This window comes from Bradyrhizobium sp. USDA 3262 (assembly GCF_054060035.1).
In genome coordinates this window covers 2,214,004-2,234,687 of sequence record NZ_JBSSCT010000001.1, presented here as the reverse complement: position 1 = coordinate 2,234,687, position 20,684 = coordinate 2,214,004, and the positions used below count along the sequence as shown (strand labels likewise).

The 20,684-nt window shown below is 63.6% G+C and carries 18 protein-coding genes and 1 tRNA gene; 9 read left to right on the top strand and 10 right to left on the bottom strand.

Translation table 11 applies throughout. The annotated features are described in order from the left end of the window. The first annotated feature begins 60 nt into the window (after positions 1–60). Entirely contained in the window at positions 61–342 is a 282-nt protein-coding gene (locus ACVWYP_RS10325; protein ID WP_168857374.1) for a PsiF family protein, read from the top strand. A 326-nt stretch (positions 343–668) separates the two neighbouring features. Continuing rightward, entirely contained in the window at positions 669–1,754 is a 1,086-nt protein-coding gene (locus ACVWYP_RS10320) for an AbrB family transcriptional regulator (protein ID WP_085970728.1), read from the top strand. A 273-nt stretch (positions 1,755–2,027) separates the two neighbouring features. On the opposite strand, the gene ACVWYP_RS10315 is transcribed toward ACVWYP_RS10320, so the two are convergent. Continuing rightward, positions 2,028–2,600 carry a disulfide bond formation protein B gene (locus ACVWYP_RS10315; RefSeq protein ID WP_304498546.1) on the bottom strand — a complete coding sequence of 191 codons (573 nt, stop codon included), beginning with the start codon at positions 2,598–2,600 and terminating at the stop codon, positions 2,028–2,030. 523 nt (positions 2,601–3,123) lie between these two features. Between ACVWYP_RS10315 and ACVWYP_RS10310 the strand changes: the two genes are divergently transcribed. After that, positions 3,124–3,208 (top strand) — tRNA-Leu (locus ACVWYP_RS10310). Between the two features lie 137 nt (positions 3,209–3,345). Here ACVWYP_RS10310 and ACVWYP_RS10305 read toward each other — a convergent pair. After that, positions 3,346–4,719 (bottom strand): SagB/ThcOx family dehydrogenase, encoded by a 1,374-nt coding sequence (locus ACVWYP_RS10305; RefSeq protein WP_304500215.1) that lies wholly within the window; start codon positions 4,717–4,719, stop codon positions 3,346–3,348. 92 nt (positions 4,720–4,811) lie between these two features. Then, positions 4,812–7,058, bottom strand: coding sequence for a TOMM precursor leader peptide-binding protein (locus ACVWYP_RS10300; RefSeq protein WP_304498545.1), 2,247 nt, complete (start codon positions 7,056–7,058; stop codon positions 4,812–4,814). A 967-nt stretch (positions 7,059–8,025) separates the two neighbouring features. On the opposite strand from ACVWYP_RS10300, the gene ACVWYP_RS10295 reads away from it, so the two are divergent. The 3 genes from ACVWYP_RS10295 to ACVWYP_RS10285 all read left to right on the top strand — a co-directional run bounded on the left by ACVWYP_RS10295 (position 8,026) and on the right by ACVWYP_RS10285 (position 10,252). Next, on the top strand, positions 8,026–8,895 hold the full coding sequence (locus ACVWYP_RS10295) for a VOC family protein (protein ID WP_369525555.1): 870 nt from the start codon (positions 8,026–8,028) through the stop codon (positions 8,893–8,895). Between the two features lie 534 nt (positions 8,896–9,429). Then, on the top strand, positions 9,430–9,810 hold the full coding sequence (locus tag ACVWYP_RS10290; RefSeq protein WP_304498543.1) for a C40 family peptidase: 381 nt from the start codon (positions 9,430–9,432) through the stop codon (positions 9,808–9,810). A 292-nt stretch (positions 9,811–10,102) separates the two neighbouring features. After that, positions 10,103–10,252 carry a hypothetical protein gene (locus ACVWYP_RS10285; protein WP_155258637.1) on the top strand — a complete coding sequence of 50 codons (150 nt, stop codon included), beginning with the start codon at positions 10,103–10,105 and terminating at the stop codon, positions 10,250–10,252. 15 nt (positions 10,253–10,267) lie between these two features. Here the strand turns inward: ACVWYP_RS10285 and ACVWYP_RS10280 are convergent, their stop codons facing one another. After that, positions 10,268–10,900, bottom strand: a complete 633-nt coding sequence (locus tag ACVWYP_RS10280) for a TetR family transcriptional regulator (protein WP_304498542.1) — start codon at positions 10,898–10,900, stop codon at positions 10,268–10,270. Positions 10,901–10,993: 93 nt separating this feature from the next. On the opposite strand from ACVWYP_RS10280, the gene ACVWYP_RS10275 reads away from it, so the two are divergent. Then, positions 10,994–11,659 carry an O-methyltransferase gene (locus ACVWYP_RS10275; RefSeq protein ID WP_304498541.1) on the top strand — a complete coding sequence of 222 codons (666 nt, stop codon included), beginning with the start codon at positions 10,994–10,996 and terminating at the stop codon, positions 11,657–11,659. Between the two features lie 25 nt (positions 11,660–11,684). Here ACVWYP_RS10275 and ACVWYP_RS10270 read toward each other — a convergent pair whose 3' ends face one another. The 3 genes from ACVWYP_RS10270 to ACVWYP_RS10260 form a co-directional block, all read right to left on the bottom strand. Beyond that, entirely contained in the window at positions 11,685–13,025 is a 1,341-nt protein-coding gene (locus tag ACVWYP_RS10270) for a TRAFs-binding domain-containing protein (protein WP_304498540.1), read from the bottom strand. Positions 13,026–13,037: 12 nt separating this feature from the next. Beyond that, positions 13,038–13,565, bottom strand: a complete 528-nt coding sequence (locus ACVWYP_RS10265; protein WP_304498539.1) for a hypothetical protein — start codon at positions 13,563–13,565, stop codon at positions 13,038–13,040. A 169-nt stretch (positions 13,566–13,734) separates the two neighbouring features. Beyond that, positions 13,735–14,874 carry a patatin-like phospholipase family protein gene (locus tag ACVWYP_RS10260; protein WP_304498538.1) on the bottom strand — a complete coding sequence of 380 codons (1,140 nt, stop codon included), beginning with the start codon at positions 14,872–14,874 and terminating at the stop codon, positions 13,735–13,737. 392 nt (positions 14,875–15,266) lie between these two features. Between ACVWYP_RS10260 and ACVWYP_RS10255 the strand changes: the two genes are divergently transcribed. Then, entirely contained in the window at positions 15,267–16,691 is a 1,425-nt protein-coding gene (locus ACVWYP_RS10255; RefSeq protein ID WP_304498537.1) for a toll/interleukin-1 receptor domain-containing protein, read from the top strand. Between the two features lie 40 nt (positions 16,692–16,731). On the opposite strand, the gene ACVWYP_RS10250 is transcribed toward ACVWYP_RS10255, so the two are convergent. The 3 genes from ACVWYP_RS10250 to ACVWYP_RS10240 form a co-directional block, all read right to left on the bottom strand. Next, the gene (locus tag ACVWYP_RS10250) at positions 16,732–17,457 is read right to left on the bottom strand and encodes a hypothetical protein (RefSeq protein ID WP_304498536.1); all 726 of its coding nucleotides are present in this window, start codon (positions 17,455–17,457) and stop codon (positions 16,732–16,734) included. A 108-nt stretch (positions 17,458–17,565) separates the two neighbouring features. Then, complete coding sequence (locus ACVWYP_RS10245; RefSeq protein ID WP_304498535.1) at positions 17,566–17,808, bottom strand: hypothetical protein; 243 nt, start codon at positions 17,806–17,808, stop codon at positions 17,566–17,568. A gap of 126 nt (positions 17,809–17,934) precedes the next feature. Continuing rightward, the gene (locus ACVWYP_RS10240; protein WP_439711148.1) at positions 17,935–18,933 is read right to left on the bottom strand and encodes a nitronate monooxygenase; all 999 of its coding nucleotides are present in this window, start codon (positions 18,931–18,933) and stop codon (positions 17,935–17,937) included. Between the two features lie 66 nt (positions 18,934–18,999). Between ACVWYP_RS10240 and ACVWYP_RS10235 the strand changes: the two genes are divergently transcribed. Then, the gene (locus tag ACVWYP_RS10235) at positions 19,000–20,562 is read left to right on the top strand and encodes an AMP-binding protein (protein WP_304498533.1); all 1,563 of its coding nucleotides are present in this window, start codon (positions 19,000–19,002) and stop codon (positions 20,560–20,562) included. Positions 20,563–20,684: the final 122 nt, after the last annotated feature.

Below are 20,684 nucleotides of genomic sequence, written 5' to 3'. Positions count from 1 at the left end.
CATCCACGGTTCAGCATCGTCGCGCGACGTTTCGGACCTCTTTCCCTCACGAGGTGCCCCATGAAGACGATTTCCACGCTCGCGTCCGCAACCGCCCTTGCCTCCCTGCTGCTGATGGGCGGAGCTTTCGCGCAAACGGCCGCGCCCGCCGCCAAGGACGCCGCTCCGAAGGCCGAGACCAAGGCGCCGGCCGAGAAGAAGCCGCGCACTGCGGAGTCGCTGGAATGCTCGAAGGAAGCCGACGCCAAGGGGCTGCACGGCAAGGAGCGCAAGAAATTCCGCTCCGAGTGCAAGAAGGAGAAGTCGGGCGGCGCCGCTGCCGCGCCCGCGGCGACGAAGTAACTCCCGGACAGATTTGAAGCGGTTCGCTCTCCCCATCGGGGAGGGCAATCGCACATGCGCTCGATCCCTCGGCGAACCCGTCATGCCCGGCCTTGTGCCGGGCATCTACGTCTTGGCTTGCGCGTGGGAATGACGTCGATGGCCAGGAGACCTGCGCGAAGACGCGCTTCGCGCTTTGACCCGGTCATGACGAGTTTGTGGCGATACTGATCGCCATCCCCAGCTTGTTTCGAAGGGTGAAAATCTGTGCGCCACGCGAGCCGGGGCGCAATGCTGCAATCGCGAGATGCATTTGTCGCGTTCACGCGAATTTGCCATAAGGCGGCGTGACCCTGATCCGCGCTTCGATGGCAACGGCCATTCCCGACCGCAGCAAAGTCCTGAACGGGCTCGAGACCCTCGTCATCGGCACCGTCGGCGGCTTGCTGTTTCTGTGGGCAGAATTGCCGGGCGGCCTGATCTCGGGGGCGATGGTCGCGGTCGCGATCGCCGCCTTGGCCGGCCGGCCGCTCGCGGTGCCGGCGGTGTTGACGCAATCGGTGCTGCTGCTGCTCGGCATCTCCCTGGGCTCGCTGATGTCGCAGCAATTGCTGCAGCACATGAGCTCCTATCCGCTCACCATCGGCCTGCTGGCGCTGGCGACGTTCTGCTCGACCTTCGGCTCGAGCCTCTATCTGCAACGCGTCCATGGCTGGGACCAGACCTCGGCTTTCCTTGCCGGCAGCCCGGGCGCGCTGTCGCAGATCACGATCCTCGCCGCGGAAAAGGGCGCCGACGTCGCGGCGATCGCGGTGGTGCAGACCATGCGCGTGATCATTTTGACCGCGGCGCTGCCGCTGGTGCTGGCGCTGACCGGCGTGACGCATGCCGCGCCGCCGCCGTTGCCGACCTCGGTCGCCTCGCCGTTCGGCCTCGTCGCGCTGGTAGGCTTATCGATCGGAGTCTCGCTGCTGCTGCGCTGGATCAAATTCCCCGCCAGCTGGATGTTCGGCGCGATGCTCGCCTCCAGCCTGCTGCACGGATCCGGGCTGGTCGATGGCGGCCTGCCGCCCTGGCTGCGCAACATCGCGCTGGTCGGCATCGGCGCCATCATCGGCACCCGCTTCGCGCGGATGAAAACCTCGACCCTGCTCAGTCATGTCAATGCCGGGCTCGGCTCGTTTGCGATTGCCATCCTGATCTCGGCGGTGTTCGTCGCGGTGATCGGCTTCACCACCCATGTACGGCTCGCCGACGTCGTGGTCGCCTTCGCGCCGGGCGCGATGGACGCGATGCTGGCGCTGGCGCTGACGCTGCACATCGACCCGATCTTCGTCGGCGCGCATCATCTGTCGCGCTTCCTGTTCGTCACCATCTCGACGCCGGGCATCATCCATCTGTTCGGCCGCCCGCAGGACGACGTCGATGATTAGGGCCTCTTTGTCCCGTCATCCTGAGGAGCACCACCGGGTCCGCGCGAAGCGCGGCCCGATGACAGGCTCCGCGCGTCTCGAAGGATGAACGGCCCGGCCGGTGCCCGTCCATGCTTCGAGACGGCTGCTTCGCAGCCTCCTCAGCATGACGGATCGAGAGACGGGCGGGCTTTATCCGTGGAAGCGTAGGATGGGTAGAGCGCAGCGAAACCCATCGGCTTCGTTCCGCAGCAAGGATGGTGGGTTTCGCTTCGCTCTACCCACCCTACGGGCTTATGCCCGCGCGGCTCGCATCACGCCCCAACCGGCGATCGCGGCCATCACGAGCGAGATCAGCACGTTGTAACCGGCCAGCGAGATGCCGAGGAAGCGCCACTGTACCTCGTCGCAGCGGACCACCTTCACCTTGTCGAGCTGGTCCAGCAGCGAGCCGGCCTTGCCGAAATCCACCATCGGGCCCGTGCAATCGGTCGGCCCCGGCCAGAACCCCCATTCGACGCCGGCGTGATAGGTGCCGAGCCCGGCATTGGCGAGCGCGGCGAGGCCGAGGATTGCAAGGCCCGCGAGCAGCACCGGACGCGGCGCGCCGCGGGCGGCCGCGACCGCGACGAGGGCGCCGAGCGGCACCGCGAGGTAATAGGCATAGCGCTGCTCGAGGCAGAGCGGACAGGGCATGATCTCCAGCACGAGCTGGAAGAACCAGGCACCGGCCAGCGTCGCCGCCGCGATGGCGGCAATCGCCAAGGCCGAGGTCAGCGCCGGATTGCCGGCGGCGGAAGCATGCGACGGATGGGCGGTGGCAATCGTCACGTCGGTCCTCCTGCGGGCATCGTTCGGGAGGGTCATTGGCCCTGCTCCAAGGTCGTCGATTGCGGTCGTATCGCGTGAAAATACCGCTGTCGAGGCGCGGGACAATCACATCCGCGCGGGTTGACCGTGACGGCCGCCGTCCGCCGCGGTCAGATCGCATTCAGTCGATGATGCGTGGGAACGCGCAGGCGCCACTGGGTCATCGCCGCTTGCAACTCATCGGAAAAGAAAAGACTCGGATTGAGCAGCCTGCGTTCGTGTGCGTCATCGAGATCGACGAACCGGACAATACCGTTACGCTCGCGCCTCCGTCCCGGAGTAGGTTGCCGCAGCCGCGGCCGGCATAGGCACGGTGGCAGGCGGCCGCCGCCGGGCAAACTCTTCTGTGACCGCCATACGGACGGCGACGGCGTTGCGTCGTCCCTGGGATCACACCCCCCGGAAATTCCGCTGCCGGGGCGCGGGACATCCGGTCCGCGCGGGTTGACCGTGACGGGCCGCCCGCTATAGTCCGCCGCGCTTCGCGACCCCGGCCTTCCCGGCCGGGACCATTGCGAATGCCCCTGTGGCGGAACTGGTAGACGCGCTCGACTCAAAATCGAGTTCCGCAAGGAGTGCTGGTTCGATTCCGGCCAGGGGCACCATTCAGCGCAGCCGTAGCCGACAAGCCATCCGCACGAAGGCTCGTCCCGGCGTAGCCCGAAGGGCGAAGCCGAATCCCGCCCCTGGGCGCCATTCGCGTGCGATCCAGGCCGTAAACATTCGAAAGACCTTCCTCCGGCTAGAGGGGGGCCGGTTTCCTGCCGCGCCCGAGCGCGAATTGACCGACCGGGCCCTCCACGTGGAATTCAAGCCCCGTCATTTTTGCAAACAGATCGATGTTGCAGGTGCCGATTGCGCAGCCACCGAGGCCCATGTCGGTCGCCGTCAGATAAAACGTCTGGATCAGGTTGCCGACGTCCTTCAAGATCAGCGAATATGCGATTGAGCTGTATTTCCAGGAGATCCGCCCAAAGCGCGCGGCGATCGTGATCAGGACCTGCGGTGGACCGGATGTGTCCATGGCAAACTCGGCCGCCGTAGAAAGCGCTTGGAGTTGTTGGGCGGAGGTGTCGATCGCGACAAGCGCGTGGCTGCCCGCGTCATAGTGGTAAAGTCCACGTGCAAGCCCCCCGCAGTTCAAGACCGCCAAGTATAGTTCCAGCTCGTACGCGCCGCCTGCCGACGGATAGGGTCTTGCGCTGTAGGTGACCTCGGGATCGCCGTCAAAATCTGCGCCGATCTTCCATTCCGACAGCACGCGGGCTGTCGTGTCGAGAAACTGCGCGAGCTCGGCGAGCGTGACCGGATGCTGGTCGTCGAAATCTCGTATTGAATGGCGTTCGCGCAACAGCTTCGCGAAGTGCGAGACCGACCCCGACGTGGAGAATTTGCCGAGGTCGATCTTCTTGCCGGGCCAAGGCGGACGCACCGCGGGTAGGGGTGGAACGACGCCCGCATGGGTGAACGCGCCGCCAACTGGATTGGTGTGCCGGCCCTCCGTGCTCCTCGTATGAAACACGAGATCGTGGAAGTCCCAGAGAACGAGATTGCCGTCGCCTTCATTCACCCGAAGGCCGTCGCCGTCTTTCGCATTGAGCTTGATCAGCATCTTGCTGTCGATCAGCAATCCGAGCAGATCGAGGTTCGCGGAGGCCGCATGGCGGCGAAGGTTGCTGATCTTCTGAGGCCGCGACAGGGCAGCGAGGGTGGCAGCGATGGCGGGATCGAAAATCCGAAACAGCGCGCCGGCGCGCGGCGATTCCAACACCATCTCGCTGCCGCGCCGGCGCAGATAGGCGAAGCGCGACAACACAATGGTATCACCGTTCCCCAGCTTTGCGCGTTGTGGCCAGTATTCGGCGACCTGCGGCTCGATGACCACGAGGTCTTGCTCGTCACGCGGAGAGTATAAGCGGTATTCGAGAAATCCATGCCCTGCCAGTCGCCGCACGAGGGCATGAACCTGCCTCGCGAGGACGCCTTTGCCCGCAAAGGAGGCGAGCGGCAGGCCGCTGGTGAGATGTCCCGCACGGTCGACCGCTGCCGCACTGAATTGTCCCAGATTGATCGAGTAGCCGCCCAAGCCTGCAGCGATGCTTCCGTCCGCCTGCATGTGAAGGGAGCAACGACCGTTCAATCGGGCGGCGATGACGGGTGCGATCTTCCTGAGCTTCGTTTTCCGGAAGTTGCGCAACGGGCCAGCCTTCAGGTGTGTGGAAGGAATGGCGTGAGCTCGCTTTCCAGTCGCGGACGATTCAGCAATCCGAGCTTCATCGGAACATCGTAAAGTCGGCCGGGCGCGAAGCGGCGATAGAAATGTCGCAACCCCGGAACGAGCACTCTGACGACGGGCACCTGGACATCGGGCCGCGTCTGGTCGAGCACGAGGAAATCAAATCCCGCGCCGGTGGCAATCTCGATGCAGGCATTGACCTGGTCGCGCGCGTTGTCGTGAACCTTGAGGCTCGGCGCCGACGGCACGATCGGATTGTCGCTGGGGATCAGGAACGGATAATCGTCCAGTCGCAGCGGCGTGACACCGTCCAGCGTCGGCTTCTCGCCACTTCCGCCGCCCATCATGCCAATCGACATGAACTGGGTCAGCTCGGTGAGGGAACGCAGCAGGGCTATGCGGCGATCGAAATGCGAGCCGGAACCGAATTCGATATTTTCGTGCCCGTTCTGCGTCCAATGGATGATCGCCACGTAAGAGGGAATGCCGAGATCGCTGGTGATGTCGAGCACCCAAAGCCTGCGCCCCGCATCGGCAAGCTGGGCTTGCAGATCCCGCACATAGGGATCTTCGAATTGCGCGAGGTCGACTTCTGCACGTTGCAGCCGGTTGTACCACCAGATCGCGTAGGCGTCGCGTTCGACCAGTTCGAGGAAGCCTTGAACGATGGCTTCCTCCCGGGTGTTGCCGGCCGCGCATCCGTTGGAATCGGTGTGGAAGCCGCCATAGAAGAAGTACAAGAGGCCCGTTGGAAGATGTTTGAATCGCTTGTCGCGTAACGACCAGACCGGCGACCACTCCGTCTTGGTCGAGGGATCGAGCGGCTCAGGCACCAGATGTGAATCGTCCGGCTGCGAGGTATGTCTGCTTTGAAACTGCGCGTCGCTGAAAAGCTGTACTTCGTTGGGAAGAAGAGCGTCGCCAGGAGCGAAATCGACAAAGCGGCGCTTCGTCCTGATCTCGTCCCCCTGGAAAATACCCGAATAGCGCTCGATCGCCTCCATCAACGCGCTTGCCTCGCCCTGCTCGGCTGTGGAGCCCTTGCCGAAGCTGCCGCCGCTTAATCCGGATCTGAGTTGGTCGACGTTCCAGGCCGGCGCCGAGAAATTGTGGTAGGCGAAAAAATTCGTGTTCATCGGCAGATCGGCCTCGATCCGCTCGAGCCGTGAGACGACGCCGGTCAGCGGACTGACGTGCTTGCGGAACCGTGCTACGGTGGCTCGCGACGTCACGGCGCGGTAACCGCCGCTGGTCATGACGAGCTTACCGCCCTCCGCGATCTCGATCGGCGCTGCCGCCCGGCGCGGACTCTGCAGCTTCCTGCTGCCACAGGTAGGACACTGCGGGCGTCGCGCGACGTAATGCTTGGCAATGACGGCACCGGTCAGGTCGAAGCTTGCGATGTGATCGCGCAGATCGGTACGAAATCCCGAGGCAATCGCTTTTGCGATTTCAACAGCAGCGAAGTGGATGCCGATCTGTCCGACGGCGTCGCCGACCAGGGGCGATACGGCGACCACCTGCGCCGCTCTGCGATCGAGAAATCCCTTGATCTCCCGATTGCGTATCATGCGATCGAACAGGCAAGTCCAGCAGGCGCTCTCGCCCGGCTTGAACACGGGTCCCACCAGCGGAAACACGCCGGACGGCTGCGCCAGCAGCCAGGGCGTCCCATCGCCAAAGCGCTTTCCGTTCAATTCGACGAGCCGCCGGTCAAGATAGTCGTTCGCCAGTGTGATCGTGAGCTTGGGCGACCGCTTGGTGATCCGAACACCGAGCTTGCTCAAGGCCGCGGCAAGTTCGTTGGCGCCTTTGACATCGATCGCTTCGACCCGCACGGGGCAATCGCGGAGATTCTGTTCTGCGACCTCGGGGGGGAGGCCGAGACTCGCCCAATATCCATCGACGGCGCCTGCGAACGCGTGCGGCGCTCCGCTTACGACATATCGGCGCTCTAGCAGCCGCCTGATCGCTTCCTCGATCTTGTCGGCGGGAAAACTCTTTGAGAGCTGGCGAACGATCTCTGGTGCAGCCTTACCATTTTTGCCGATCGCCGCGGCCACCGCACAATAGAGATCACCGTGCAGGAAGAATTTGCGGTTCTCGGAGTAGAGGCAGACCACATCGGGAGGAATCACATAAGCGGTGAAGTTCGGCGCGAATCGCAAAATGCCCTTGCGGCTCTGCCTCGCGGTGCGGCTCTTGCCATTGACTGTCATCGGGGCGGCACGCTGATCCTGTTGCTGTCACTTCCGATCGCCGGCGCGCGGCCGACCATTGGCATCGCGCGACTTGTGCGCCGCGTTCGGCCACCGGCATTCTGCGAGCAATTTGGATCACACTCGCCCACCATCGGCAAGCTGATCAGCCAGGCGCGGCGAATGGATAACGAAGCAAAAATTTGGCCGGGTCGTTCGGGCGCCCGGCCAATAAAATCGCGACGTGTCGACGCCCAGTCAGTGAGCGCTAGCACCAGCGGCAGCGGCCCCAGGATGCACAGCAGCCTGCGCATGAGACCAATGGCACGCCTACGCCGATCCAACCAACGCCGCAGCCGCCACATCCACCGCAACCGACACCGCAGCGGCAGCCTCTGCAGGCCCTGCATCCTCCGCAACCCCTGCAGCCTCCGCAAGCTCTGGCGCCTCCGCAGCCACGGCAACCACCGCATCCCCGCGCGAGCAGCACGCGGCCTCCGACGCTTTCATCGTCGATGAGATTGAGGTGGAAGGTGGCGAGACTGACGTCGGCGAGTTCTTCCTCACTGAGCGTCGTCATATGGCCCGGCGCGAAGTTCGGCTTGTGTTGAACGTCGCCGGAGGGCACGGCGGAGGCATATGCGCTGCCCGCGAGCGAAAAAGTCAGACCCGCTAATCCCAGCGCCGGTACCGCGGCGTTGGTCGTTCGCTTCTTTCTCGAAGCTTGCTTCGCTCGCTGCATGGCCGCATCCTCCCAGTTTGGAAGAAAGGACTTCCGAAGGACGATCTTACGCCGAGCGAACGAGGCAGACAAGAATTACGGTATACACAAAATGTAATAGAGCTCGTTCTGATTGCATTCATCTTCATGAACGATATCGCGCAATTTGGTCGATTAAATCGAGAATCCGCGCCCGTGGAGCGGATTGCAACGGGTGCAATTTGATGCAGTGCGCAATCGTCGGCCCGCTTGAACGGGGAAATTAGCTTGGTCGATCAACTCGGACGCTTCGCTTGGTATGAGTTGCTGACGACGGACATGCCGGCAGCAGCTGCTTTTTATGGCAAGGTCATCGGCTGGGCGGTGGAAGATGCGTCGACTCCGGAATTCGCCTACACGCTGCTTACTGCAGGCGACGCCCCGGCAGTTGGACTCATGCATCTCCCGGAAGAAGGGCTGCGATTGGGAGCGAGGCCGAGATGGGTCGGCTACATCGCCGTCGATGACGTGGATGCGAAAGCCGTGCAGATCCGCCGTCGTGGGGGCGCCATTCTGGTAACACCGACCGCCAGCAATATTGGCCGAATTTCGGTGGTCGCCGATCCGCAAGGAGCGACGTTTGCACTGGTTTCTGGGCTAACATATGGCCAACGGCAGTCCAGCGGATTGGACGAGCCTGGACGCGTGGGCTGGCACGAGTTGCTGGCTGAAGACCGGAGCAAGATCTTCCCGTTTTACGGCGAGCTTTTTGGCTGGCAGAAGGCTCACGCTGGAACCGGGCCGGCCGACCTGTATGAATTGTTCTCGGCGGCCGGCCAGACGATCGGCGGAATGCTCACCAAACTTCCGAGCGTATCGCAACCCTGCTGGCTCTATTACTTCAATGTCGACGACATCGGCGCGGCTGCCAAGCGCGTTGATGCTGGCGGGGGCCGGGTCCTCCAAGGTCCAATCGAGTTGCCCGATGGTTGCTGGATCTTGCGATGTGCCGATCCCCAAGGCGCTCTATTTGCGCTGCAGGGAGCCTGGGATCAGAAAGGCACCGGGCGACCTTCCGCCTCGGAAGTCAATTGGTCCGCCAGGTGGGGTGATGTCGCTTCACAGGGCAAATTGGTCCTTCACAAGACGAAGCGCTAGGTCGGAACGTTTCGACCTTGTCCGCACCAGAATTATATAGGTATTTAAATTAGGTAGAGGTGCGCAATCGTATTCTGAATGGTGCACCACGCTTAGCCCTTGCGGGCTTCGCGTGGCGCGGCCATGCGATGGCCGCAAGGGCGAAGCGTGTCCGGCGGAGCTTGAGCACGCGAAAGCGAATACGGACTGGCGCCTCCCAAGAAGCTCTCTCACTGGTTCATGATCGGCGGCTTATCCTTGGCGGACCTGAGGCTCGGCAACGCGTCCTCGTCCGGACAGCCCCAACCGCGGTGATCAAATTACCCGCCATCGCGCGGACCACGCCTGAGGTCTTCGGCAGCGTCGCGGCCGCCGGACGAGACGTACCGGCCATATTTTGGCCATAGCCCGTTTCTTAAACGCCTGCGCGGGCCATGCCCCGCCTTCGTTTTGCGTCGCCTGACCGATCCGGTCGCTTCGCAAGCCAATCGCAGATCATCGCTGCGCTTCCCCCCACAACATGGATGGTCTGCCAACAGCAAGAAGGACTTTGTAATGCGTAAACTTCTAGCCGCTGTGGCGGTTCTTTTGGCGTTCGCTTCAACTGCCGAAGCCCGCGGCCGTCACCATCATCACCGGCACTATGCACATTCCGGTCGCCCGGCCGCGTGGTGCGGCTGGTTCATGCGCACCCAGGTCGGCAGCGATCCCGGTCCGCAATTCAATCTGGCCCGATCCTGGGCGCGCTACGGCAGCAATGCCAGCGGCCCTTCGGTCGGCACCATCGTGGTTTGGCGTCACCACGTCGGCAAGATCGTGGGTCAGGAGAACGGCCAGTGGATCGTGCAGAGCGGTAACGACGGGCATGCCGTGCGCACGCGGCCGCGCTCGCTGGCTGGCGCCATCGCATTTCGAAATGCCTACGCTTCGTTCTAAGGCGCGATGAGATTGGATCGAATCGTCACCGCGCTTTAGCCTCTTGTTTGAGCATGATCTCCGCGCAAACGCTGCGCGTTTGTCGCGAGGGAAAACCGCTGCGCACTTTTCCGGATCATGCTTGGGGAACCTCGACGCTTCAGCTGACATGCGAGCTTGCGACATCCGGCGGTATACGAACCGTTCATGATCGCGGCTTACGCTGAAGCGGGGTTTCGCCCTGAAGCCCTCAGACGGGCGCCGTCATCTGTGTTGACCAGATGGCGGCGCCTTTTTTCAGGAGCGAATTGGCTTGCCCCAGAAATCGAAAAAAGTCGCGACGCCCTCCCAGACGGTTTCTTACTGGTCGGCCGCTTACGTGAGTTTCCGCAACGGCGTGACGGTTTTCGCCGTGACCGGCGGCGTGCTCGGGTTTCTGTTGGTCGCCAAGCACTATCTGTGAACGACGGACAGCGCTTTAGCGCTTTCCGAGGCTCTTCAGATACGCGCAGAACATGTCGGCCATTGCGTCGGCATAGGCTTTGATCTCCGCGAGCGTTCGCGGGCTCTGCGAAAAATCCTTGCCCACCGTGCTTAGCATCGTCGTGATCAGATCGCCGGCCATCGCGCGCACCGCGTCGGACGCTTGCGGCAATGCCTCGCGCATGAAGGCCTCGACGATGCGCTCGCCCGATGCCCGCGCTTCGCGCGCCTCGGGCGCATCGCGATAGAGCGGCGCGGCGTCGCTCAGCGCGACGCGCACCGCGGCCTCCTCGCATTCGGAGCGGATGAAGGCGTGCACCAACGAACGCAGCCGATCCAATGGCGGCCGCTTGGCATCCTCGAGGATGTCACGCAGCAGGCGCGTGGTCTGCCGCCACTCGTCGCTCTGCAACCGGAACAGGATCGAGGCCTTGTTCGGGAAATACTGGTACAGCGAGCCGACGCTGACGCCGGCCTTCTCGGCCACCCGCGCCGTGGTGAAGCGCTGCGCGCCCTGCTTCGTCAAAACCTGAACAGCCGCATCGAGAATCGCCGTGACGAGCTCGGTCGAGCGGGCCTGTTGCGGCTGTTTTCGCGAGGAAATTGAGGAGCTTCGCCGTTCGGTCATGGACGTCCTGGGGAATGCGATTAGCGAATGCGAATAATTATTCGTATTTCTGGCGAGGCGCAAGGACGCGCCGCTTTCACACCGGAGACCGACATGACCACCCTCATTTCACCCACGCTCGTGGGCCTGCTCGAGCGCCTGTTCGCGCAAGCCTCCGCTGCGGTCGAGGAAACCCGGCTCGCGGTGGCCGACCTTTCCGACACCGAACAGGCGCGCCTGATGCGGAGCAAGACCGACTACCGCGCGCTGTACGGCCGGCTGAGCAATGTGCCGCTCGCGGTCTCGCGCGAGACCGGCGCGCTGCTCTACATGCTGGCGCGCGGCAGCCGTGCGCGGAACATCGTCGAGTTCGGCACGTCATTCGGCATCTCGACGCTGCACCTTGCCGCCGCGCTGCGCGACAATGGCGGCGGGCGCCTGATCACCAGCGAGTTCGAATCGTCCAAGGTGGTGCGTGCGCGGGACAATCTCGTCGCCGGCGGGCTCGATGACCTTGTCGAGATCCGCGAGGGCGATGCACTCCAGACGCTGCGCGCAGGTCTGCCCGATACGATCGACCTCGTGCTGCTCGACGGCGCCAAGGCGCTCTATCCCGATATCCTCGATCTCGTGGAGAGCCGTCTGAAGCCGGGCGCCCTCGTCGTCGCCGACAACGCCGACGACAGCCCCGACTATCTGGCGCGCGTGCGCTCGCCGGCGAACGGCTACATGTCCGTACCGTTCGGCGACGACGTCGAACTGTCGATGCGGTTCGGCTGAGGCGGATGACCAGAAAAGCGCGCGGTCAGGCTGCCTTGATCTTGTCGATGATGGCAGACAGCCGCGCGCGCTTTGCAGGATCGGTGACGTATTGGAGACTGGCTTCGAGGTCGCGAAGGACACTGCTCACTTTCCATTTCGCTTGCCCCTCGGCAACCACCTGCATTGCCAGTTCTTCGGCCTTGTCGGGATCACCAAGGTCAAAGGCCGCGGCAAGCTGCGTCGGGCGCAGCCATTCGTCGGCAAGTTGCAATCGTCTGGCCCGTTCGCAGGCGGCAATCGCGACCCGCACAGTGGCCTGCGCAAGATCCTCGTCGCCCGGATTTCCCCGGGCGCGATAGAGACGGGGCAGGTTGCTGGAGCAATAATAGGCGTTGAGATCGAGCTCCATACCCTGCTGATAACAGTCGATCGCCTTCTCGAGCTCCTCCTTGCGGCGAGGAGAGTCGGCTGGTGCGCCTCTGGCGAGGCGTTTGTGGCGGCCACCCATCAAGCCGAGCCGTTCCGGCGTCAGCCCCGCGAAATCAATCAATGTCTGTATCTCGGCAATGGCCTGGATGTCGTCGCCGGCCTGGGCCGCGGCAAATGCACGATTCTCCTGCACTTCAGGCTCGTTGGCGAAGCGGTCGGGAAGTCTGCCGATGAAATCCAGCACGATGTTCCAGTCGGCGGCATCATTGACGCAGTCGCGCAGCATCAGCAACAAAGCGAGCGCCTTTGCATAAGTGGCGGGCGGACTTCCCTCGGTCGCGATCAGCGCTTGGGCCCGCGCCATGCGCTGATCCGTGGGCGCCGCGCGCACCGCGCGTATCTTGGTCTGAAACGCGGCTTGCTCGGCGAGCTGGCTCCGCATCGTCATCGCCTTGCGCGGGTCGACATTGTCTGGATAGCCCGGGATCGACTGGTGCATCGGCGAAATCCCGTCAGCAAGCGCCTTGATGGGATCCTTGATCGCGGCCTGCATGGCTGCCGCGGTCGCCTCGGTGATCTCGCCCTCGGGCAGCGGATAGCGGACGGTTCGCATCTGCACGACATCGAACAATTGTTTGGACCAGTCGGCCGCAAGCAACACGCACCCGGTCTTTTGCGATGCGTGGCGGATACCGACCTCGTAATAGACATTGCCGTTCGGAATCGTCATGTCGGCCAGCACGAGATCGGCGAAGTAGATCCGTTCCAGCATTTCACTGACGATCAATGCGCTGGTGTCCTGGTCGGCACGCACCGGCTGATAACCGAGCGCCTTGATCGCGGGTACGTAGGCGCGATCCCACAATGCGTTAAAATCGATCTCGGCTGGACCAAACTTGGGATCGGCCTGGGTCGGCTTGCGGCCATAGGGCATGATCATGAAACACGACGGCATATCGCAATTCCTTCAGTCCCATAGTTTCTTCGTATCCAGCCAGTAAACCCACGTCGTCTTGCGCCCGGCCTCATCCATCAGGTGCTTGGCGCCGCCGGGACCATCGCCGCCTTCGCCATTCCACAGGCAGACAAAGGCGAGCTTCCTGTCGCCAAATCGGGCGGCCCGTTCCAGCATCCATTGATTTTCGCGCTCATAGGCGTTTTCACCGGCCGGCAGCGGCCCCAGTTCGTCGGGCATGACATGGAGCGTGGCTCGCGATTTCGCCGCGAGATAGCGCGCGCGCCAGTTGCCGCCAGCGAAATCGACCGAGCCGGCAAGGAACGTCGGTTCGTCGAATGGAATATAGATTTCAAGCTGCATGCCCTTCGCGAGGGCAGCTTCCGCAAACAACAGATCGCCGCCGCAGGCGCCGCCGCAAATGGCGAGATCACCCTTGGTAACACCGATCTTCGCAAGCGCGTCGGCGATCGCAGCGGCCGCAACAGGCTCCTTGTCCGGCGGAAAGCGTGGCGTTTTTCGATCTGGCGCATCGATCATGTGACCGCTGAAAAGGACCACCGTGTTCGGCGATCCGGCATCTTGCTTTGTGGACATCGCGACACCTGGACGAATGACTGGATCATCATGTCTCGGTGACGAAGATAGCCGAAGGCGAATTGGTTGTCGAAACTGCGACTTGCGTGTCGAGATGGCACCTCGCGCGGCATCACGTGAGATCGAAGGCCGGCGGGAAATGTTCCGGCTTGAGCTGCCTGACGGCTGCGAGCCGTCCGATCTCGGCAAGCTCGTCCATGTTGTTCGGGTCATCCATCGCGGCGATCTTCGCCAGCGCGTCCGGCGTCCGGTCGATCGCGACCGTCTTCTTCAACCAGGCGGTTTCCAGCAGCACGTTGTAGCGCGCATAGGTCGCGAGTTGCGGTCCGACCCGACTGTCCGCCACCATATCTTCCACCGCGCGATCGATCGACCAGGGCGTCAGGCAGTTGGTCAGCCATTGCAGCATGCCGTGATTATGCCGTCCGCAATCGTCCATGAGCGATTGCAGCGAGCGCAGGCCCTGCTCGGCCGCCGGCATGTGAACGATTTCTTCCGTCGAGAAGGTCGACTTGAACACGCCGGTGCCCGCCGAGATGAGCAGGAGATTGTCCCTGCCGGTTTGCCAGCGAAAGCCATGGCCATGGAGCGACGCCAGCATCAGGAGCTGCAGCGCAGGATCGTTAAACGGGCTGACGCCGCCATCGACGAAGGCGCCGCTGACCGTGCCGCCGGAGCGCGACGAGATCGTGATCTCCTGGGGACTGAAATAAGTCGGCGCCGCGGTGCTGGCGCGCACCACTTGCGTCAGCCGCAGCCCGCCGTCCTGCTTGGCAAAGGGCGCGTCCGGATGGTTGTGCAGCGGCCAGGGACTGCCGGTATCGAGCCGCTTGGTCATGATCATCAGGCCGGTACGGATGCGATCGCCGCCGAGCGAGGTGTCGGCGCCGAGTTGCGCGTCGAGAGCGTGCTGCAGGGCATCCGACTTGAATTTCGGCGCCAGCAGCCCGCGCCGCCAGAACGAACCCTGGAAGACGTCGGTGCCGATGCCGCGATAGAGCCGCTTCAACGCGTCGGCCGTCATTCCGCAGGCCAGTCCGGCAGCGATGATCGATCCGGTCGAGGTGCCGCCGATCAGATCGAAATAATCGCAAAGCAGGAGATCGCTGTTGCCGAACCGCTTGCGCAACATCGCCTCGATGGCGCTGACATATTCGAGCGTCAGGATGCCGCGGATGCCACCGCCATCGAGCGCCAGTATCCGCTTCGGCCCGAATGCGCGATCGAGATGCTGCTGCTTGGTTTTCGGCATAACTGCCCCCCGACTATGACTTTTGCTGATCTCGATACGGCCCGACCGATTACGGCCGAAGGCTCAATTGGTCGCGCGCCTGCGCAAACGGCGCCGGGGCATAAAATGAAGCGATGCGTTCGACACATCAGCTGAGTTTCGAAAAATTTCAGCGAGTCCATTCCGGAGCCCGACAAGCGTCGCGCGCCGGGTCCCTGGGTATCTTGCACATGGCACACCCTAAGGTATAGTGAGATAAATCACTGGCAGGCGGTTTTTCTTTTTCGCGCCCGGCGATCGCAGATTTCAGAGACGAGCTATCATTGAGCTCGCGGCAGGATGTGCAGCCGCGGCATTCGGCCGATGAGACACGGCCAGCCGTCGCATAAGATTCATGCAGATCGGGTTTTGCCATGCCAAATGATTTCTCGGTCTTTATCAGCCATCGCGCCGAAGACAGGTTTCTCGCGCGCCTGCTCAAGGCGCGGCTCGAATATCTCAGCAGCCTGGACGGCCAGCGTCCGGTGCAATGCTTCGTCTGCGAGGAAATTCCCGGCGGCTCGGAATGGCGGCAATGGATGATCGACAACACGGCGAAGGCCGATTGCCTGATCTTCATCCACACCAATGCCGAGCACAATTGGACCTGGTGCGCATCCGAGATTGCCCAGTTCGACGGTTACAAACGCGCGCTGAAGCTCATCTCCAAGGTGCTGTGGTTCTCGGTCGACTCTTCGCCTTCGTTTCCGATGCTGGCGGAGAACGAGTTCTACGGAATCGGCGAGGACGACGTCCGGCGATTCCTCGAAGACCTGTTCGTGAAGCCGACCTTCGGTCCTGCGCCGCTGCGGCCGCGACTGAACGCCAACTACGCGCCCAAGTTCAACGAGGCGGCGAAGGACATCCACGCGCAGTTCCTGCAGATCACCCGGCCGGAAGAGCTGTTCCGCCTGCGGCTTCGCATCGTGTTCAGCGACGAATTGTCGTTCCGGCAAAAGGCCGAAACGCTCAGGCCATTGCCCCCAGCCGATCGCGCGCGCGGCTTCCTGAAGGATGCCGTGCTGGAGGCGGATGCCGGCACCACCACGCTGTTGTCCGGCCCTGATACGGCGGAGCTCGACTGGGAGGATCTGCTCCGCGCGCAAAACCGCTACGACAGCGGGGCCTGGCTCGACGAGCTGACGAGCTATGTCGCGAACTCGTTCGCCGACTTGGATATCGCCAGCCGGCGCAGCCGCGAGCAGGTCCTCAGCCCGATCTTCCGCGATCTGAAGCTGTATCAGCCGGTCATTGCCCGGCTCGAATATCTCGACAGCACGCCGTTCTCGATCGTCATCATCTTCGTGCCGATGCCGCCATTCAGCGAGGATCCCCGTCTGATGGTCGCGCAGAACATGCCGAAGGACATCGTCTTCCTGTCGATCCTGCTGCGGCTGGCGCGGCGCTTCCGGTGGTCGTTCCTCGAGCCGCTATACAACGCCGTCGAGGGCCTGGACGATGACTTCAGCGCCAAGCGATGGGACGATCTGCTGGAGCGCTACCACGAATGCCTGGAAAACCTGGATTCGATCCTGCGACAGGGCAATATGCGCGAGCTCGAAACCGTCGGCGACATCAAGTCGGCGATCAACATCTCCGACGATGCGCTGCTGAAGGAGATGTTCAAGGATTGGGGGACGTTTCAGACCCGGCTGGCGCAGGCCATCGAGAAGAAGTCGCCAAGCGACGTCAGGCAGACGCTCGAGCCCTGGCTGAAGCGCAACAAGGACTTCATGAAACAGCTGCTCGTCGAAACCCAGGGCAAGGTGGAGAAGCTGCGGCCGCTGGAGGCCCGCTAGAGCAGAAGGAGCGCAGAACTGGCTCGGCCGAAGCCTGCGCTCAGATCATCGCAGCGACGCGTTCCAGGCCGATCAGGCGCGCCAGCGAACGAACCTCGTTCTTCTGATCCTCGCGGAGCTGGAACAGCAGCGGCATCGCCGCCGACTTCAGCTGCTGGACCTCCTCGGAGTCCGGATCGATCGGCATGCTGCCGGATGCGGGATCGCCCTGGCGCTTGGCGTGGATCTTGCGGGCGACGGCGCGCAATGCGGTCTCGACCGCCGGCCAGTAATATTCCTGAGACGACGACAGCTTGAGGCGGTCCTTGATGCCGGCGATCTGGGCGTCGCTCAGCAGCGCGTAGCTCTTCTGCGGCGCCGGCTTGGCCGCAGCCTTGGGCTTCGGCGGCGCCGGAGCGACCGGCGCGGGCTCGGCGGCCTTCGGCTGAGCCGCATCGACGGGGTCGGTGATCTTCGGCAGGCCGATATCGGCGGGCTCGACGGAGGCATAGGCCTGGCGCACCGTATCGGTCGCGCCCGGAATCGCGGCTTGCGCCCGCAACAGGAGCGGAGACGGATTGGCGGAAGGCTCAATCGGCTGGGGCGCCTCAAACGAGGCCGCGGCAAGCGTCGTGACGGCGAGCTTGTCCTGCTTGCTGGCACGGTTGGCGACCGGGCCAACGTCGGCCTGCGCCGCCGGCAGGCTGTCACGGCCCAAAATGGCTGTTATCGCGGCGCCGGCGAGGAGGAAGCATGTCAGCGCGGCGAGGGTGATGGCTCTGGTCAAAAACTACTCCATTGCCGGCCGGTGTCACCGCAAACTGCGCGTGAAATGCGGCGGTACCGTGCCGTGACGACGCCAAATAGGTGAAATTGTCCCGAAACGGCCGGAAAATCAGGCCGCGATGTCGAGCTCATAGGCCTCTTGGATGTCGGCGACGATCTCATGCGCCGTCCAGAGCGCGCCGGGCTGGACCGTGTGCATGCTGACCGTCCAGTTGGTCCGGCGGGTGCGCGGCGTGCTGACAATGTCGAATTCGACCTGACGGCACAGCGGATGCCGCTGCAGGGCGTAGAACACCCGGGTCCGGAGCTCGTCGAGCGATGCCGGGGTCTTGGAGAGCGCCTCAAAGGCCATGTCGCATTCCCACAAACTGCCAGGCGGCCAGCCGTGGCCGCCCGTGACGCTATTGTTGGGACTGGCATGGTTAATGCCGCGTTAAGCGGGTGAGCGCGATTTGAGCGGCTGCTGTTTCGCGGCGGATCAGGCGAGCCGCACCCGTCCGCTCGCCGCCTCATACTCCGCGATCGTCTGCGCCACGAGCTCGTCGACGCCGAGCACCCCGGTGACCCCGGAGGTGGAATGACCGCCGCTCCAGATATCGCGCCAGCGTTTGGGGCGGCTTTCGCGGGCGCCGATGTCGATGTCCTTGCCGATGTCGATCGCGCCGCGCGCCGGCAGGTCGTCGGGATCGAGACCGGCGGCCTCGATCGAGGGCCGCAGCATGTTGGTCTGCAGGCCGGTGAACGCCGTCGTCAACAGGATGTCGTCGGCGGTGGCGTCGACCAGCATCTGCTTGTACCTGCCGTCCGCCATGCTCTCGCGCGTCGCGATGAACTTGGTGCCCATATAGGCGAGGTCGCAGCCGAGCGCCTCCGCGGCACGGAGCGCGTGGCCGTCGCTGATGCCGCCGGCAAGCACGATCGGACCTTCGAAGAAGCCGCGCACCGCGCGGACGAACACGAACGGATTGAGCCAGCCGGTCTGCCCGCCGGCACCCGCAGTGAGCAGCACGAGCCCGTCGGCGCCGGCCGCGACCGCGCGCTCGGCATGGCGGATCGAGGCGACGTCGGCGAACACCAGCGCGCCGGCATCGTGCAGAGGGCCAAGCACCGGCGCGGGCGAGCCGACCGAGGTGATCACAAGCTCCGGCTTGTGCCGCAGCAGCACGGCGAGATCCTGGGCCAGCCGCGTGTTGGAGCGATGCACGATCAGGTTCGGGCAGATCGGCGCGGCTGCTTGGCCACTTGCATCGGCATGTGCCTGCAGGCGGCGCGCGATGTCGCCGAGCCAGGCATCGAGCTGTTCCGTCTCACGGCAATTCACCGTCGGAAACGAACCGATCACGCCGTTGCGGCAGGCAGCTACCACCAGCTCGACACCGGAGACCAGGAACATTGGTGCTGCAATCAGCGGCAGCCGGAGGCGATCGCGAAAACGCGCGAGAAGATCGGCGGACAAGTTGTTTCTTCCCATCATCATTGTGTTAGCGTTGCCGCCAACATTGGCACGACAAAAGCCAAAGACAAAGGCGGGAGGGACAACGAGATGAGCAATCCGCTCTATGCATTTCCGGCAGTGTGCGAACAGACCTTGCGGGCGCTGGCGCGCTATCCGTCGCGCACCGCCTTCGCATGGCCGGGCGGCTCGCTCAGCTATCAGGGCGCGACCGACCTCATTGGACGAATGCAGGGCGTGTTCATGCGGCTCGGCTTTGCGCCTGGCACCCGCGTCGCGCTGCTCACCGCCAACCGCGCCGACAGCTGGTGCGCCGGCGTCGCCGCGCAATTGTCGCGGCTCGCGATCACCTGGCTGCATCCGCTGGGCTCGCTCGACGACCAGCTGTTCCAGATCGAGGATTCCGAAGCGCAGATGCTGATCGTCGACGGCATCACGTTTCGCGATCGCGGCGGCGAACTCGCGACGAAGGCACAGGGCCTCAAGACCGTGTTCACGCTCGGCCCGGCGGATTACGGCGCCGACCTGTTGCAGGTGGCCGAGGATGCCGGCAGCGCGAGCGCGAAGAGCTTCGCCCGCGAGGACGACATCTCGACCTTGAACTACACCGGCGGCACGACAGGCAAATCCAAGGGCGCGCTGCGCTATCACCGCGAATATGGCGGCTTCGCCGCCGCCATCCTCGCCGATTTCGAGATCCCGGAGACGCCGCGCTACCTCACGGTGGCGCCGATCAGCCATGTCGCCGGCACCAAGGTGCTGCCGACGCTGATGCGCGGCGGCACGGTGCACATGCTGAAAGGGTTCGATCCGGACGCCGTGTTCACGACCATCGCGCGCGAGAAGATCAACTTCACGCTGTTCGTGCCGACCATGATCTATGTGATGCTGGATCATCCCGCGCTCGACAAGACCGACCTCTCCTCGCTCGAGCTCCTGCTCTACGGCGCGTCCGCGATGTCGCCGAGCCGGCTGGTCGAAGGCATCGAGCGGATCGGCCCGGTGTTCTCGCAGCTTTACGGCCAGACCGAATGCTATCCGGTCTCGGTGCTGCGCAAGGCGGATCATGACCCGAAAACGCCGGACCTGTTTTTGTCCTGCGGCTTCCCGATCACCGCCTGCCAGGTGAATATCCTCGATCAGGACGACCAGGAGGTCGCGACCGGCGAGGCCGGCGAGATCTGCGTGCGCGCCACGCATGTGATGGCCGAATACTGGAAGCGGCCGGACATCACGGCGGAGACGCTGAAGAGCGGCTGGCTGCACACCGGCGACATCGCGCGCATGGACGAGCGCGGCTACATGTTCATCCTCGACCGCAAGAAGGACATGATCGTCTCCGGCGGCTTCAACATTTTTCCGCGCGAAGTCGAAGATGTCCTGTCGCAACATGCCGACGTCGCGATGGTCGCCGTGGTCGGCGTGCCCGACGACAAATGGGGTGAGGCCGTCACCGCCGTCGTGGTCGCGCGCGAGGGCGCTGTGCCCAACGCCGACGAGCTGATCGGCCTGGTGAAGGCGAAGAAGGGCTCGGCGCACGCGCCGAAGCAGATCCAGTTCGTCAAGGAGCTGCCGATGACCGGCGTCGGCAAGGTCGACAAGAAGGTGCTGAAGGCGCGCTTCTGGACCGGCCGCGACCGCATGGTGGGGTAGGATGCTCGCGCGACGATTGCCGATCCCGTCATCCCCGCGCAAAGGCTTCGCCTTTGTCGCTGGAGGTGCGCGCTCTCGCGCGCCTCGAAGGATGCACGGCCCTGATGTTTCAGCGCGCGCTA